The organism is Bacillus sp. SRL543, from assembly GCF_984799205.1.
In genome coordinates this window covers 3,555,066-3,570,599 of the sequence record NZ_OZ481794.1, presented here as the reverse complement: position 1 = coordinate 3,570,599, position 15,534 = coordinate 3,555,066, and the positions used below count along the sequence as shown (strand labels likewise).

14 protein-coding genes are annotated in these 15,534 nt (G+C 47.7%); 11 read left to right on the top strand and 3 right to left on the bottom strand.

What is annotated here, in order from left to right:
• The first annotated feature begins 24 nt into the window (after positions 1–24).
• Genes queA through yajC form a run of 3 tightly spaced genes read left to right on the top strand, consistent with a single transcriptional unit; the run spans position 25 to position 2,531 of the window.
• Positions 25–1,053: a tRNA preQ1(34) S-adenosylmethionine ribosyltransferase-isomerase QueA gene (gene queA, locus AC4E8B_RS18320; protein WP_490214746.1), complete on the top strand. Its 1,029-nt coding sequence runs from the start codon at positions 25–27 to the stop codon at positions 1,051–1,053.
• 1 nt (position 1,054) lies between these two features.
• Positions 1,055–2,221 (top strand): tRNA guanosine(34) transglycosylase Tgt, encoded by a 1,167-nt coding sequence (tgt, locus tag AC4E8B_RS18315; protein ID WP_490214745.1) that lies wholly within the window; start codon positions 1,055–1,057, stop codon positions 2,219–2,221.
• A gap of 25 nt (positions 2,222–2,246) precedes the next feature.
• Positions 2,247–2,531: a preprotein translocase subunit YajC gene (gene yajC, locus AC4E8B_RS18310; RefSeq protein ID WP_490214744.1), complete on the top strand. Its 285-nt coding sequence runs from the start codon at positions 2,247–2,249 to the stop codon at positions 2,529–2,531.
• Between the two features lie 78 nt (positions 2,532–2,609).
• On the opposite strand, the gene AC4E8B_RS18305 is transcribed toward yajC, so the two are convergent.
• On the bottom strand, positions 2,610–2,999 hold the full coding sequence (locus tag AC4E8B_RS18305) for a TIGR04086 family membrane protein (protein WP_490214743.1): 390 nt from the start codon (positions 2,997–2,999) through the stop codon (positions 2,610–2,612).
• A 297-nt stretch (positions 3,000–3,296) separates the two neighbouring features.
• Here AC4E8B_RS18305 and AC4E8B_RS18300 point away from each other — a divergent pair, with 297 nt between their 5' ends.
• Positions 3,297–3,944 (top strand): DUF421 domain-containing protein, encoded by a 648-nt coding sequence (locus AC4E8B_RS18300; protein WP_490214742.1) that lies wholly within the window; start codon positions 3,297–3,299, stop codon positions 3,942–3,944.
• A gap of 44 nt (positions 3,945–3,988) precedes the next feature.
• Here the strand turns inward: AC4E8B_RS18300 and spoVB are convergent, their stop codons facing one another.
• Positions 3,989–5,551 carry a stage V sporulation protein B gene (gene spoVB / locus AC4E8B_RS18295; RefSeq protein ID WP_490214741.1) on the bottom strand — a complete coding sequence of 521 codons (1,563 nt, stop codon included), beginning with the start codon at positions 5,549–5,551 and terminating at the stop codon, positions 3,989–3,991.
• A 129-nt stretch (positions 5,552–5,680) separates the two neighbouring features.
• Between spoVB and AC4E8B_RS18290 the strand changes: the two genes are divergently transcribed.
• From AC4E8B_RS18290 to AC4E8B_RS18265, 6 genes are all read left to right on the top strand, one after another.
• Positions 5,681–5,974, top strand: coding sequence for a post-transcriptional regulator (locus AC4E8B_RS18290; protein WP_490214740.1), 294 nt, complete (start codon positions 5,681–5,683; stop codon positions 5,972–5,974).
• 283 nt (positions 5,975–6,257) lie between these two features.
• Positions 6,258–8,519, top strand: a complete 2,262-nt coding sequence (gene secDF / locus AC4E8B_RS18285; protein WP_490214739.1) for a protein translocase subunit SecDF — start codon at positions 6,258–6,260, stop codon at positions 8,517–8,519.
• A 171-nt stretch (positions 8,520–8,690) separates the two neighbouring features.
• The gene (locus tag AC4E8B_RS18280; RefSeq protein WP_490219771.1) at positions 8,691–9,551 is read left to right on the top strand and encodes a cation diffusion facilitator family transporter; all 861 of its coding nucleotides are present in this window, start codon (positions 8,691–8,693) and stop codon (positions 9,549–9,551) included.
• Between the two features lie 18 nt (positions 9,552–9,569).
• Positions 9,570–9,890, top strand: a complete 321-nt coding sequence (locus AC4E8B_RS18275) for a LapA family protein (protein ID WP_490214738.1) — start codon at positions 9,570–9,572, stop codon at positions 9,888–9,890.
• A 109-nt stretch (positions 9,891–9,999) separates the two neighbouring features.
• Positions 10,000–12,366, top strand: a complete 2,367-nt coding sequence (gene recJ / locus AC4E8B_RS18270) for a single-stranded-DNA-specific exonuclease RecJ (protein ID WP_490214737.1) — start codon at positions 10,000–10,002, stop codon at positions 12,364–12,366.
• On the top strand, positions 12,357–12,869 hold the full coding sequence (locus tag AC4E8B_RS18265) for an adenine phosphoribosyltransferase (RefSeq protein WP_490214736.1): 513 nt from the start codon (positions 12,357–12,359) through the stop codon (positions 12,867–12,869). Before recJ ends, AC4E8B_RS18265 begins: the two co-directional genes overlap by 10 nt.
• 80 nt (positions 12,870–12,949) lie before the next feature.
• Here the strand turns inward: AC4E8B_RS18265 and AC4E8B_RS18260 are convergent, their stop codons facing one another.
• Positions 12,950–13,090 (bottom strand): hypothetical protein, encoded by a 141-nt coding sequence (locus AC4E8B_RS18260; RefSeq protein WP_490214735.1) that lies wholly within the window; start codon positions 13,088–13,090, stop codon positions 12,950–12,952.
• Between the two features lie 236 nt (positions 13,091–13,326).
• Here AC4E8B_RS18260 and AC4E8B_RS18255 point away from each other — a divergent pair, with 236 nt between their 5' ends.
• Positions 13,327–15,522, top strand: a complete 2,196-nt coding sequence (locus AC4E8B_RS18255) for a RelA/SpoT family protein (RefSeq protein ID WP_490214734.1) — start codon at positions 13,327–13,329, stop codon at positions 15,520–15,522.
• Positions 15,523–15,534: the final 12 nt, after the last annotated feature.

Genomic DNA, 15,534 nt, shown 5'->3' with positions numbered 1-15,534 from the left:
AAAAAACAGATAGGGTGAAACACCATGAAAGTAGAAATGTTTGATTTTCATTTGCCTGAGGAGCTGATTGCACAGACTCCTTTAGAAGACAGGACGAGCAGCCGGCTGATGGTGCTCAATAAAGAAAACGGTGCACTTCAGCACGAAACGTTTAAAAAGCTGCCTGACTATTTGAACGCGGGCGACTGCCTTGTGCTCAATGATACGAGAGTGCTGCCGGCAAGACTGTTTGGCGCCAAGGAAGGAACCGGCGCAAAAATTGAAGTCCTGCTTCTCAAGCAGCTTGAGGGAGATGTGTGGGAAACCCTCATAAAGCCGGCTAAAAGAGTCAAGGAAGGAACGAGGATCGAATTCGGCAACGGCCTTCTGTCAGCTGTCTGCACCGGTACGGAAGAGCAGGGGGGAAGACTGCTGAAGTTCGACTATGAAGGCATATTTTATGAGGTGCTGGAACAGCTTGGGGAAATGCCCCTGCCGCCTTATATCAAGGAGCAGCTGGATGACCGCGAGCGGTACCAGACTGTATATGCAAAAGAAAGGGGATCGGCTGCCGCCCCGACTGCCGGGCTTCATTTTACCGAAGAACTGCTGGATGAAATCAGGGCAAAAGGTGTCCATATTGCGTTTATAACCCTCCATGTAGGGCTTGGGACTTTCAGGCCTGTCAGTGTTGAGGATATCCATGAGCACAGTATGCATGCCGAGTACTACCAGGTGACAGAAGGCACCGCCAGGCTTCTGAATGAAGTCAGAGGAAATGGCGGCAGGATCATCACTGTCGGCACGACCTCCACACGGACGCTTGAAACGATTGCAGCTGCCAATGAAGGCAAGTTCGAGCCAGGAAGCGGCTGGACAAGCATCTTTATCTACCCTGGCTATGAGTTCAAGGCGATCGATGGGATGGTCACCAATTTCCACCTGCCCAAATCGACCCTGATCATGCTGATCAGTGCCCTGGCAGGCCGGGAAAATGTGCTTAACGCCTATAATGAGGCAGTGAAGGAGCGCTACCGCTTTTTCAGCTTTGGAGACGCCATGCTGATCATTTAGCATGGATTATGGAAGGAGAACGAATAACTTGACAGCAATACGGTATGAACTGATAAAAACCTGCAAACAGACAGGGGCGCGGCTCGGACGGGTGCACACCCCGCACGGATCGTTTGAAACGCCAGTCTTTATGCCAGTAGGAACACTGGCCACTGTTAAGACTATGTCGCCGGAGGAAGTGGCAGGCATGGGTGCCGGGATCATCCTCAGCAACACATATCACCTATGGCTACGCCCGGGTCATGATATTATCAAGGAAGCAGGCGGCCTCCATAAATTCATGAATTGGGATGGCAGCATCCTGACAGACAGCGGGGGCTTCCAGGTATTCAGCCTCAGCCAATTCAGGAAGATTGAAGAAGAAGGAGTCCACTTCCGGAACCACTTGAACGGGGATAAGCTGTTCCTTTCACCGGAAAAAGCGATGGAAATCCAGAATGACCTTGGTTCTGACATCATGATGGCCTTTGATGAATGTCCTCCTTATCCGGCTACATATGAGTATATGAAGAAATCAGTGGAGCGGACATCGCGCTGGGCAGAGCGATGCCTGAATGCCCATGGACGTCCGAATGATCAGGGCCTCTTTGGGATCGTCCAGGGCGGCGAATACGAAGAATTGAGGAAGCAGAGTGCCCGCGATCTTGTATCTCTGGACTTCCCTGGTTATGCAGTGGGCGGCCTCTCTGTCGGCGAGCCTAAGGATGTCATGAACAGGGCGCTGGAATTTACGACGCCGCTTCTTCCGGCGGATAAGCCTCGCTATCTGATGGGGGTTGGATCTCCGGATTCCTTGATTGACGGAAGCATAAGGGGCATCGACATGTTCGACTGCGTCCTTCCTACACGGATTGCCCGCAACGGGACACTGATGACAAGCAATGGGCGCCTTGTCGTCAAAAATGCCAAATTTGCACGCGATTTTGGCCCGATTGATGAAAATTGCGACTGCTATACATGCCGTAATTACAGCAGGGCCTATATCCGCCACCTGATTAAATCCGACGAAACATTCGGCATACGACTTACAACTTACCATAACCTTTATTTTCTGGTAAACTTAATGGAACAGGTCAGACAAGCAATCCGCGAAGATCGCCTGGGTGATTTTAGAGAAGAATTTTTCGAACGTTATGGTTTCAATAAACCGAATGCGAAAAATTTCTGATACATGAAAGGGGTGAAAAGAAGGAATGGATATTATAGGTACATTAGGACCATTATTGCTGATGTTCATCTTATTTTATTTCCTGCTTATCCGTCCGCAGCAAAAGCGCCAGAAATCTGTGCAGCAGATGCAGACGGATCTGAAAAAGGGAGATAAGGTTGTGACGATCGGCGGCCTCCATGGCATTGTCGATGCCATCGATGAGGATAAGATTGTCATCAAATGCGGTGACGGCAGCAGACTTACATATGATCGCGCTGCGATCAGGGAAGTACGGGCAGCAGCCGAAACAACATTGGCGAAATCATAATTAAAAAAAAGAAGCAGGCAATTGTGCTGCTTCTTTTTTACTGCCTTTTGTAAACTAAAGCGTTTTGGTTTAAGGCTTCTATGCTGACCTGGGTTTAGAAGATATGTTGACCCCCAGGATCCCGCCCATCATGCACACCAGCAGGAAGCATGTATGATAAATCGTCTGTTCAGCGGAAAACAGGCTGTCATGCCCAAGATATTGGAACAGGAAAATGATCAGTGTATACATCGCACCTGTCAGCCCGCCCAGCAGCCAGCCTTTCTGCTTTCCTTTTCCCCCGGAAATGAAGCCTCCGGCAAAGAGCGATATGAAAGCCAGGATTTCTGCGGGAAGCTTTATGGATGACTCGTCCATAGAAGTGAATTTCAAGAGCAGCGAGAAAACCAGGCTGCTGGCAATCGCAATGATAAAGATGCTTCCTATTCCGTATAGCACCGCACTTCCCATATGTTTAGATTCTTCCATTGATCTCCTCTCCCTTCAAACGATAAATCCTAGTACAAGCATATTCGCGGCAGCAGCTTTTTAGAATAAAATATTTTGGCATGATGTAAGGCTTTTTTCGGAATATAAGGCTGTGTTAGGCATTGCTGCTGATCTTGGGCTCAAGCGTGTAACAACCGGATTCACACGCATTTCAGCTCATCTGGCTTTAATGAGGCCAACAACACCAACAGAGCCAAATGGAAAAAGCTTTCTTAATGACAGTCCTGGACGTGAGCATACTAATATTGGAATGTGATGAAAGAGGAGGAGGCAGTTTTGGCAGAATATCTGATAATCATTGTGAGGACACTTTTTTTATATGGGGTCATCCTCCTGATTTTTCGGCTGATGGGCAAGAGGGAAATTGGCGAACTGAGCGTGCTGGATTTAGTGGTATATATCATGATTGCCGAAATGGCAGTGGTTGCGATTGAGAATCCTAATGGCAGCCTGGTGAAAAATATACTTCCAATGATGCTCCTGATGGTTATACAGATCGTGCTGGCCATCCTTTCTCTCAAAAGCAAAAAATTCAGGGATATCGTGGACGGCAAACCTTCCATCATCATCAATCAGGGGAAAATCGATGAAAATACGATGAGGCAGCAGCGATATAACTTCGATGATCTCCTCACCCAGCTGCGGGATAAAGATATCAAAAACATAGCAGATGTCGAATTTGCAATCCTTGAGCCTTCAGGCAAGCTGTCTGTGTTTCAAAAGGATAACATGAAAGGCAGCGACATAGACCATCCTCTGATCATAGACGGAAACCTCCAGGAAGCCAATCTCGCTTCTGTCCATAAGTCGCGCCAGTGGCTGACAGAACAGCTGAAGAAAAAAGGCTATGATGAAATCAAGCAGATATCTTTTTGCAGCTACTCTAACGGAAACCTTTATATCGACCCTATCAATGAAAAATAAAACGATCAAAAAAATGGCGTTCAGGACGCCATTTTTATTTTGCATCATTTCCAGGCAAACTTTGAAAGCGGCGGGCCGATGACCGGGATCCGCAGTATATCTTCCTTGGTGATCAGCCTGAAGATGAGCAGGAAAATCAAGTACAGTGTTCCCATGATCAGTGTGGATATGACAACCTTGAAGGCCAGAAACATCCCCCCGGGCAAAATGCTGAAGGCGGTATGGCCTCCCCAGCCGGCCAGGCCCATGACGACAAAGGTTTTGACATAATCCATGATATAAAAAGTAAACGAGATTGTTTTCAGTACGGTTGCGAAATGGAGCAGTGTGACAAGAACAAATCCGACCAGTATGCCGAGAGCCACCCCGTTTATGCCGAATGCCGGCTGGCTGGCTAGCAGGAAAATGACCGCGATCTTGACAATCGATCCGATCAGGCTGTTGATCATCGCTGCCCTTGCGAGATTGAGTGCCTGCAAGGTGGCTTGAAGCGGCCCCTGATAGTAGTAAAACAGAAAGAAAGGAGCCATAAGCTTAATGAACTGGTCTCCGTTCGAACTTCCATACATGACCTCCATTAAAGGGCTGGCCAGGACATAGAGAAGAACGACTGCCATCCCCCCTGTAATAAATGAAAAACGGAGCGCCTGCTGGAGCCTGTGCTCAATCAGCTTCATATCCTTTCTGGAGTTGGCTTCGCTGATTGCCGGGACAAGCGAGGTGGAAAGGGAGTGCGTGACAAATGACGGCAGCATGAGCAGCGGCATGGCAAAGCCTGTCAAGGCACCGTATTGCTTTGTGGCTGCAATGGCGGCCACTCCGGCAAGTGCAAGGCTGTGCGAAACGACGATCGGCTCAAAAAACCAGGCGATCGAGCCGATCATCCGGCTGCCGGTTGTCGGCAGGGCAATCTTCATTAAATCGCTGAAAGTGCTTTTGCCGGATTGGACGTATCCAAAGAAGTTCTTTCTCAGCCTGAATCTTTTCTTCAGTTTAAAAGCTGCCACAAGATAAAGAAGGGAAACCAGTTCCCCGATCACAGAAGCAAACATCGCAGCGGCGGCAGCATACTCTATGCCATAAGGCAGGAAAGTCTTCGTCAGCAGCGCGATGAGCCCGATCCGGACAATCTGTTCAAGAACCTGTGAATAAGCAGCAGGCTTCATGTTCTGCCTTCCCTGAAAATATCCCCTTATGACAGAAGATACAGCTACAATCGGCACGATGGGCGCAATGGCGAGCAGCGGCAAATGTGTCCTTGGGTCAGTAAAAAGAGTTTCAGATAAAATTGGAGCGAGCAGAAACAATGCCGGCGTGAAAATGGCAGAAAGAGAAATGGTCACAGCGAGAGATACAGCCAGGATTTTTTTGATTTTTGCCGTATCGCCCCTGGCTTCTGCTTCTGCTACATTTTTGGAGATGGCAACAGGCAGGCCAAGCTGCGTGATTGTGATGACGAGAATCAAAGTGGGGAAAGCCATCATATATAAGCCGACGCCCTCTTCGCCGATGAAGCGGGCAATCACAATCCGGTTAATGAATCCAAGCACTCTTGTCACCAGTCCGGCAGCCAGTAAAATAATCGTTCCTCTTAAAAACTTCGACATCCTGTTCCCTGCCTTCTCAAAATAGGTATAATCATATACAATTAACTATATGCCGCAATTAGGACAAAGCATGACAAGTTATCTTGATTTTTCTATTTCTGATAGAACAGCGGGGGAGGAGCCTTATTGATGAAAGGCCATGCATATGAAAAGTTCCGCAAGCAGGTGCAGCCTGCACTGCAAAGCAAGCTGGAGGAATTCCGGCTGCTTAATTACGGAGCTGTTGCAGAAGAAGAGTTTTGGAGATATCTGACTGAAAAAAAATGGCGGAGACCGGATGAAGATGCCAGACTATTCAAAATAGTGAACGGTATCATGGAAGTCAAAGCGGCTGATTATTTCAGCTATGCAACGGTCGAGGCTTTCAAAGGAAAAGGCCTTGCGGAATTGAGCGAAGAAGACAGAAGGAAGCTGCTGGAATAGGGATAGAGCTGTAAGCAGTGATTGCTGTATGCACAATTCTTTTTTTTGCAGTAATAGCCATTTTATTATGAAGGGACAAATTGACAGCCATTCCATTCTATTTCATAATGGATATGTTGGTTTTTTCGGTCTATTTATAATAAAGCTGCCCGCAAAGGCGTCTTCAAATAGAAGGCCGTCCAGCGGAGCACGCTTTAAGATTGCAAGCAGCACCCGGCGCTGCAGGATACTCCTTGCGGGAACGCCTGCATAGCCGGAAGTTTAAGGGGGATATAACAGCACAATGGTAAAGCGCAGCAGGATTGTTGCCTTCTTCCTGATTGTCATTCTGATCGGCAGTCTGATGGGGGGCACAACCAAAAACATACTGAATAATATCAAGCTCGGCCTGGATCTTCAGGGCGGCTTCGAGGTACTTTACGATGTAAGTACCAAAGATGACAAGGAAGTAACTAGAGAGGTGCTGAACAGCACAGCTGAAGCGCTGGACAGGCGTGTCAATGTCCTGGGCGTCAGTGAGCCGAGCATCCAGATCGAGGGCGATACCCGCATACGCGTGCAGCTGGCCGGTGTCGATGATCAGAATAAAGCCCGTGAATTGCTTTCCACTGAAGCCAATCTTTCCTTCAGGGATGTTAATGACCGTGAAATGATGAATGGATCCGACCTTGTAGAAGGCGGAGCAAAACAGACATTTGATGAAAATGGCAAGCCAAGCGTTTCCTTGACGCTGAAGAGTGCCGAAAAGTTCAAGGAAGTGACCCAGGAAATCGTCAACATGGGATCGCCTAATAACCTGCTGGTCATCTGGCTGGATTATGAAGAAGGCGATTCTTTCAAAGAAGAATCACAGAAAGAAGATCCGAAGTACCTTTCTGCCCCGCAGGTCAGCCAGGTATTCAATCAGGATACTGTTTCGATCGTCGGGAATTTTACCCTTGAAGAAGCAAAAACACTTTCTTCCCTGCTGAAGGCGGGAGCACTGCCTGTGGAACTGACCGAGGAATATTCCACGAGTGTCGGCGCCAAGTTTGGTGAAGATGCCATGCAGAAAACTATTACAGGGGGAATCATCGGCATTCTTGTCATCTTCCTGTTCATGCTGGTGTTCTACCGGTTCCCGGGTTTAATTGCAACCATAACATTGTCCATATACATTTATCTGGTCCTGCTTGTCTTCGACTGGATGAATGGTGTACTGACGCTTCCGGGTATTGCCGCACTGATCCTCGGGGTCGGCATGGCAGTAGATGCGAATATCATCACCTATGAAAGGATCAAGGAAGAGCTGAAGGTCGGAAAGTCAGTCAAATCGGCATTCCAGGCAGGAAATAAAAATTCGCTTTCTACAATCCTTGATGCCAATATCACTACCATTCTTGCCGCAATCGTTCTGTTCCTTTACGGGACAAGCTCAGTCAAAGGATTTGCCACCATGCTTATCCTCAGCATCCTGGCCAGCTTCATCACCGCTGTCTACGGTTCGCGCCTGCTGCTTGGCTTGTGGGTGAACAGCAGGATCTTTACGAAAAAGCCATCCTGGTTTGGGGTCAAGAAGAGTGAAATCAAAGATATTGCCGAGAACTATGACACGCTTGACCTGCCTACTAAATACGACCGGTTTGATTTTGTGGGGAACCGCAGGAAGTTTTTCATCTTCTCGATTGCCATGGCTGTTGCCGGCATCATCGCCATATCTGTATTCAAGCTGAATCTCGGCATTGATTTCGTAGCGGGGACAAGGGTTGAAATCCAGACAGAGCAGACTTTGACAAAAAGTGAAATCCAGGAAGAGCTCAGCGCAGTCGATCTTCAGACAGATGATGTCATCATTTCAGGAGATGACGGAGAGGTCGGGGTGGCCCGATTCAAGGATCCGCTTGGCAAAGATAAGATCGCTGAGCTGAAAGATCACTTTGCTGATGTATACGGCGGGGAGCCTAATGTCAGCACCGTCTCTCCTACAATCGGGAAAGAACTTGCAAAGAATGCTTTCTATGCTGTGCTGATAGCTTCTATCGGCATCATCATTTATGTGACGATCCGATTTGAGATTTACATGGCGCTCGCAGCTGTCATTGCCCTGCTGCATGATGCATTCTTCATCATCGCCCTGTTCAGCATCATCCGCTTTGAGGTGGATATCACTTTCATTGCGGCAGTACTCACAATCGTGGGTTACTCAATCAATGATACGATTGTAACGTTTGACCGGATCCGGGAAAACATGCATAAAAAGAAAAGGCTCAAAACCTTCGATGATATTGCGGAGGTTGTCAACAAGAGCTTGAGGCAGACGCTCGGACGTTCTGTGAGTACTGTAATTACGGTCGTCATCGCCGTTATCGGCCTGCTTGTATTCGGCAGCGAATCGATCCGCAGCTTCTCATTCGCACTGCTTGTCGGCCTTGTAGCCGGAACCTATTCTTCACTCTTCATTGCTTCCCAGCTGTGGCTTGTATGGAAAAATAAAGAGCTTAAGAAAAAAGGCGTCATCAAAACAGAAAAAGTAAAACGCAAAGAATCAGACGAGCCGCAGGTCTGATCAGTTTCAAAAAAACACAGGAAAACTTTTCCTGTGTTTTTTCCTGTTTTAACCCTTAAGTGCTTTTTGATTGCCGATTTTCGGATACACTATAAATAATCAAACTGCGGGGAAGGAAGTTGAGACTTGGATACTAACAAAGATCGTTTTAAACAGGCTGAATTTGCAGCCATGGTCGGCATTGTCGGAAATATCGTTCTGGCCATCCTCAAGTATGTAGTAGGAGTATATGCCAACAGCCGGGCGCTGATCGCGGATGCGGTCCACTCGGCTTCAGACATTGCCGGGTCATTTGCCGTGTATATAGGGCTTAGGGCTGCAAAGCAGCCGCCGGATGAGGATCATCCTTATGGCCATGGAAAAGCAGAATCAATTGCCGCCATCATCGTTGCTGTCCTGCTGATGCTTGTGGGATTTGAAATCGGCAAGTCTTCCTTTGAGGCTTTCTTCCATCCAATCGAGCCGCCCAAAGCAATAGCTATCGTCGCCGTCCTTATTTCCATCATTGTAAAAGAAGCGATGTTTCGTTATAAGTATAAATTGGGAAAAAAGCTTAATAGTGATGCATTAATCATCAATGCATATGAGCATCGTTCAGATGTTTATTCATCCATTGCCGCCCTGGCGGGGATCGGGGCGGCTGTCATCGGAGGGAAAACCGGAATCGGATGGCTGGAGTATGGAGATCCTGTTGCAGGGCTTCTGGTCTCACTGCTCGTCATAAAAATGGCATGGTCCCTCGGCAAAGAATCGATTCACAATACATTGGACCATGTGCTTCATGATGAGGATACGGAAGAACTGCGCAAGGCAGTTCTATCTGTTCCGGAAGTGAAAGAGATCAATCAGCTGCATGCAAGGGAGCATGGCCATTATGTCATCATAGACCTGAAGATAGCAGTCGACCCCCATATGACAGTCGAGGAAGGACACAGGGTGGGAAAGGAAGTTAAAGAGAAGCTGATGAACCAGAAGAATGTGCATAATGTCTTTGTGCATATCAACCCTTACAATCCCGGCAATCCAGATTAAAGAAGGGAGAGATGTGGAGTGAAAGTTCAATGGGCCTTGATATTTGGGATTCTTTTTGCACTCATTGTCGCGGTATTTGCTGTTATTAATGTGGATCCTGTTACAGTCAACTATGTTTTCGGAGAAAGTGAATGGCCGCTTATCCTGGTCATCCTTGGCTCTGTGCTGATGGGGGGCCTTATCGTCGGGCTCGTCGGTGTGTTCAGGGTATTTGCCCTTCAGCGGAAGGTGAGATCGCTTGAGAAGGAGAAGGCAGCGCTTCAAGCCGGTGCTGAAAAGGAAATCGCAGAATCAGCGGCAGACAGTGACGAAGATTATTTGAAAAGAGACATTCATTAGAAGGAAGCAGCCTTGCTGCTTCCTTTATTTTCTGCTGCCGGCCGGCCCCAGGAATTCATTGAATCCCGGTACTCCCTCTTGTATAATAGAAAAGCTGAGGGGTGAACGTATGTTAAAGTCAAAAACAAGATGGATTGTTCGTCAATCGGATAATGAAAAAGCTGACACACTGATCAGCGAATTGAAACTCAGTCCAATTGTGGCATCATTATTAGTGAATCGGGGGCTCGATACTCCTGAATCGGCACAGAACTTCCTGTATGGACAGAATGGGGAATTCCATGATCCTTTCCTCATGGCCGGGATGGATGCCGCAGTCTCACGAATAAATAAAGCGATAAACGAAAATGAACCGATTTTAATATATGGAGATTATGATGCAGACGGAGTCACAAGTACCTCTGTTATGATGATAACGCTCCGCAGCCTTGGTGCGAATGTAGATTTCTACATACCTAACCGGTTTACGGAGGGATACGGCCCGAATGAAGGGGCTTTTAGGCATGCAGCTGAAATGGGCATCAAGCTGCTCATTACAGTGGATACTGGAATATCAGCAGTCCATGAGGCGTCCATTGCCAAAGAACTGGGCATGGACCTGATCATTACCGATCATCATGAACCCGGGCCGGTTCTCCCGGAGGCCCTGGCTATTATCCACCCGAAGCTTGAGGGAAGCCTTTATCCTTTCCGCGAGCTTGCCGGAGTGGGCGTGGCCTTTAAGGTAGCTCATGCCTTATTGGGAAAACTTCCTGAGGAGCTTCTGGAAATTGCCGCTATAGGAACCGTGGCTGACCTGGTATCGCTGAAAGGAGAGAACAGGCTCCTTGTTCAGAGAGGGATCAAGAAGCTTAAGGCGACTAAAAGAGCTGGCCTGCTCTCATTATTCAAGCTGGCCAATGTGGAGCAATCTGCAGTGGATGAAGAAACAATCGGATTCATGCTGGCTCCAAGGCTGAATGCGGCCGGCAGGCTGGACAGCGCTGATCCAGCCGTTCAGCTGCTGCTGACAGAAGACCGGGAAGAAGCCGCTATGATTGCTGAAGAAATTGACAGCATGAATAAAGAAAGGCAGTCAATTGTCAGCCGTATTGCTGAAGAGGCAGTCAAAGAAGTCGAGGAAAAATACCCGGCAGGGGAAAATTCCGTCCTGGTTATCGGTAAGGAAGGCTGGAATGCAGGAGTGATCGGGATCGTCGCCTCCAGGCTTGTTGATAAGTTCTACAGGCCGGCCATCGTCCTCAGCTTTGATAAAGAAAAGGGGACGGCAAAAGGGTCTGCCAGAAGCATTGCCGGATTTGATTTGTATAAAAATCTGTCAGCCTGCAGGGACATCCTGCCCCATTTCGGTGGTCACCCGATGGCTGCAGGGATGACGCTTGGGCTCAGTGATGTGGAAGAGCTGAGGGAAAGGCTTAACAGCCTCGCGAAGGAGCAGCTTAGCGACGAGGATTTTATACCGGTCGCAAGCCTCGACGCCGAGGTAACTGTTGAAGATATCACCCTGCCGGCGATTGAACAAATGCAGCTTCTTTCCCCCTTTGGAATGGACAATCCTAAACCGCGCGTCCTGATTAAGGATGCCCCGATCGCCAGCATGAAAAAGATCGGCTCCGGCCAGAATCACTTGAAAATGGCACTTGGTGAAGGTTCATCCTCTTTGGACGGAATCGGGTTCGGCCTTGGGGAGCTGTTCCATCATATTTCGGCAGATTCCCGGATATCCGTGATTGGTGAATTATCTATAAATGAATGGAATAATATAAGAAAACCGCAAATTTTTATGCACGATTTGTCTGTCGCTGAATGGCAGCTTTTTGACCTGAGAGGGATCAAGAGATTTGAACAGCTGAAGGAACTCCTTCCTGAAAGCCGGACAAAGTGGATTTGCTTTGAGGGCCAAAACCGTGAAAAGATTTCCTCATTGCCGGAGGCAGCAACGTTCTTTATAAACACCGAGGCGGAAGCGGAAGCACTGGCCATCGAAGAGGAGCATATAGTCCTTGTGGATTTGCCTCCTTCGAAGCAGGTCCTGGAAAAGCTCCTTCGCGGCAAAGCCCCTGCCAGGATCTATGTCCACTTTTATAAAGAAGAAAGCGATTATTTCAGTACGATCCCGAACAGGGACCATTTTAAATGGTTTTATTCGTTCCTGGCCAAAAGAGGCCAATTCGACATAAGGAAATTCGGGGACCAGCTGGCCAAACATAAAGGCTGGAGCAGGGAAACGATTGATTTTATGTCAAAGGTGTTTTTTGAGCTGGACTTTGCTAAAATGGAAAATGGGTTCTTAGCCCTTAATAAAGAAGCAAACAAGCGGGACTTGACAGAATCCCCGACATATCAAAGGAAGCATGCACAATATACCCTTGAAAATGATTTGCTGTATTCTTCATACCAGGAGCTGAAAAACTGGTTCGATGCAGTCATTCAAGGGGCGGTTCATACTGAGGAGGCAATGGAAGAATGGATTTGAAACAATATATAACGATAGTGGAAGACTGGCCAAAGCCTGGAATTAGATTCAAAGATATCACAACGCTTATGGATAATGGCGATGCCTATAAATATGCGACTGACCAGATCGTTCTGTATGCTAAAGAAAAGCAGATTGACCTGGTTGTCGGTCCGGAAGCACGCGGCTTTATCATCGGCTGCCCTGTTGCATATTCCCTCGGTGTAGGCTTTGCGCCTGTCAGAAAAGAAGGGAAGCTTCCTCGCGAGACGGTAAAGGTGAACTACGGCCTTGAATATGGAAAAGATGTACTGACCATTCATAAAGATGCCATCAAGCCGGGGCAGCGCGTCCTGATCACTGATGACCTGCTGGCAACCGGAGGCACAATTGACGCAACAATCAAGCTCGTCGAAGAGCTTGGCGGGGTTGTGGCCGGGATTGCATTCCTGATTGAATTAACCTACCTTGACGGCCGCAGCAAGCTTGACGGCTATGATATCCTTACATTAATGAATTACTGAGGCGCAGCCTCGGTAAATTGCTTTAAAAGAAGCGGCGCACCATTAAATGGTGTGCCGCTTTTCTTGGTATTTAGGAATTTTTAAATGTAAGTCTTGTGGATCATAATCAATTCTTGATCAACGTCCAGCAGCAGCCCCTGCCCCTCGAGATCACAAGCCGGGAGGTTTGGCTTGTGCTTGTCGGGGTGATCAATGCGCTTGTGCTTTTGTTCTTCTGCCAAATTCCTGCAGCAAAATAATAAAATCCGCCGAAAATAGAGCTTTTTCGACAAAAATCTTCTTTTCTATATAAAAATAACTTCCAATCCCTTTACATCCACGGTTTTTTTTTCGATAATAGTAACAATCATTCTTTTTTCTGTTAAATCATTAATGGAATGGTTGTAAACGGAGATATCAGGGAGAATCCGGGCAAGCTTGGATTCTTATTAAACTTTATATAGATAAAGGTGATTCTATGGCGAACGACCAGGTACTGACCGCCGATCAAGTCATCGAGAGGACAAGAGAATATTTAAATGAGGAGCATGCCGGAGTCGTGCGGAAGGCCTATGAATTTGCGAAACATGCCCATCGCGAACAATATAGGAAATCCGGGGAGCCATACATCATCCATCCCATCCAGGTGGCAGGCATCCTGGCCGATCTTGAAATGGATCCATCGACAGTTGCTGCCGGTTTTCTTCATGATGTAGTTGAAGATACGGAAGTCACGTTGGCGGATATTTCAGAGGCCTTTAATCCGGAAGTTGCAATGCTAGTCGACGGCGTGACAAAACTGGGGAAAATCAAGTATAAATCACAGGAAGAGCAGCAGGCCGAAAATCATCGGAAAATGTTTGTCGCCATGGCCCAGGATATTCGGGTCATCCTGATCAAGCTTGCTGACAGACTCCATAATATGAGGACGCTGAAGCACCTTCCTGCTGAAAAGCAGCGCCGGATCTCGAATGAGACGCTTGAAATCTTTGCGCCGCTTGCCCACCGCCTCGGCATCTCGAAAATCAAGTGGGAGCTCGAGGATACAGCACTCCGCTATCTCAATCCGCAGCAGTATTACCGGATTGTCAACTTGATGAAGAAAAAGCGTGCCGAGCGTGAGCTCTATCTGGAAGAAGTCATTGGCGAAATGAAAGGCAAGATGGATGAAGTGTCCATCAGATCAGATCTTTCCGGGCGGCCGAAGCATATATACAGCATCTACAGGAAAATGGCGCTCCAGAATAAGCAGTTCAATGAAATCTATGATCTGCTTGCCGTCCGCATCGTCGTCAACAGCATTAAAGACTGCTATGCTGTCCTCGGCATTATCCATACATGCTGGAAGCCTATGCCCGGGCGGTTCAAGGACTATATCGCCATGCCGAAGGCGAATATGTACCAGTCTCTGCATACGACGGTCATCGGCCCAAAGGGCGACCCGCTTGAAGTGCAGATCCGCACAACCGAAATGCACCAGATTGCAGAGTTCGGGATTGCGGCCCACTGGGCATATAAAGAAGGCAAAACGGTCAATGAGGGCTCTTCTTTTGAAGAAAAGCTGACATGGTTCAGGGAAATCCTCGAATTCCAGGATGATGCCGTGAATGCTGAAGAATTCATGGAGTCGCTTAAAATTGACCTTTTCTCTGATATGGTGTTTGTGTTCACGCCAAAGGGGGACGTCATCGAGCTGCCTTCAGGGTCTGTCCCGATTGACTTTGCCTATCGGATCCACTCGGAGATCGGCAATAAGACAATCGGTGCAAAGGTCAACGGAAAAATGGTCACCCTGGATTATAAATTGAAGACCGGAGATATCCTTGAGATCCTCACGTCCAAGCATTCCTATGGGCCGAGCAAGGATTGGCTGAAGCTTGCCCAGACAACACAGGCGAAAAATAAAATCCGTCAATTCTTCAAAAAGCAGCAGAAAGACGAAAACTTCGAAAAAGGCAAAGAGATGGTTGAAAAAGAAATCCGCAATATGGATTTTGACATCAAAGAAATCCTGACTGCAGAGAACGTCCGGAGAGTGGCTGAAAAATTCAATTTTGCCAGTGAAGAGGATATGTATGCAGCTGTCGGCTATAATGGCGTCACGGCTCTCCAGGTCGCAAATCGCCTGACCGAAAAATGGCGGAAAAAGCGTGATATGGAGCAGGAAAACGATATCTCCAATGCTGTTTCGGAATTGAAATCCTTCCCGTCGGTCAAGAAACGGGAATCAGGCGTAAGGGTTTCAGGGATCGATAATCTCTTGATCCGCCTGTCCCGCTGCTGCAATCCGGTGCCGGGAGATGAAATTGTCGGCTTTATCACAAAAGGCAGAGGGGTATCCGTACACCGCTCAGACTGCACCAATATCGATACTGCCGATGCCAAAGCAAGGCTCATCCCGGTTGAATGGGAAACAGGCCTTAATGATAAAAAAGAATATAATGTTGAAATTGAAATCAACGGCTATGACCGCCGCGGCCTCCTGAACGAAGTGCTGCAGGCCGTCAATGAAACAAAAACGAATATTTCTGCGGTATCAGGCAAATCGGACCGCAACAAAATGGCTACCATCAATATGTCGATCGCAATTACAAATGTCAGCCATCTGCAGAAAGTTGTGGACCGGATCAAGCAGATTCCTGATATCTATTCTGTCAGACGCATCATGAACTAAGGGGAATACAAA

Coding starts and splice junctions, on each gene's coding strand:
- tgt (WP_490214745.1), top strand. CDS start 1,055: ATGGATTATGGAAGGAGAACGAATAACTTGACAGCAATACGGTATGAA.
- yajC (WP_490214744.1), top strand. CDS start 2,247: ATGGATATTATAGGTACATTAGGACCATTATTGCTGATGTTCATCTTA.
- secDF (WP_490214739.1), top strand. CDS start 6,258: ATGGTAAAGCGCAGCAGGATTGTTGCCTTCTTCCTGATTGTCATTCTG.
- AC4E8B_RS18255 (WP_490214734.1), top strand. CDS start 13,327: ATGGCGAACGACCAGGTACTGACCGCCGATCAAGTCATCGAGAGGACA.
- spoVB (WP_490214741.1), bottom strand. CDS start 5,551: ATGTCGAAGTTTTTAAGAGGAACGATTATTTTACTGGCTGCCGGACTG.
- AC4E8B_RS18280 (WP_490219771.1), top strand. CDS start 8,691: ATGGTCGGCATTGTCGGAAATATCGTTCTGGCCATCCTCAAGTATGTA.
- recJ (WP_490214737.1), top strand. CDS start 10,000: ATGTTAAAGTCAAAAACAAGATGGATTGTTCGTCAATCGGATAATGAA.
- AC4E8B_RS18305 (WP_490214743.1), bottom strand. CDS start 2,999: ATGGAAGAATCTAAACATATGGGAAGTGCGGTGCTATACGGAATAGGA.
- AC4E8B_RS18265 (WP_490214736.1), top strand. CDS start 12,357: ATGGATTTGAAACAATATATAACGATAGTGGAAGACTGGCCAAAGCCT.
- queA (WP_490214746.1), top strand. CDS start 25: ATGAAAGTAGAAATGTTTGATTTTCATTTGCCTGAGGAGCTGATTGCA.
- AC4E8B_RS18290 (WP_490214740.1), top strand. CDS start 5,681: ATGAAAGGCCATGCATATGAAAAGTTCCGCAAGCAGGTGCAGCCTGCA.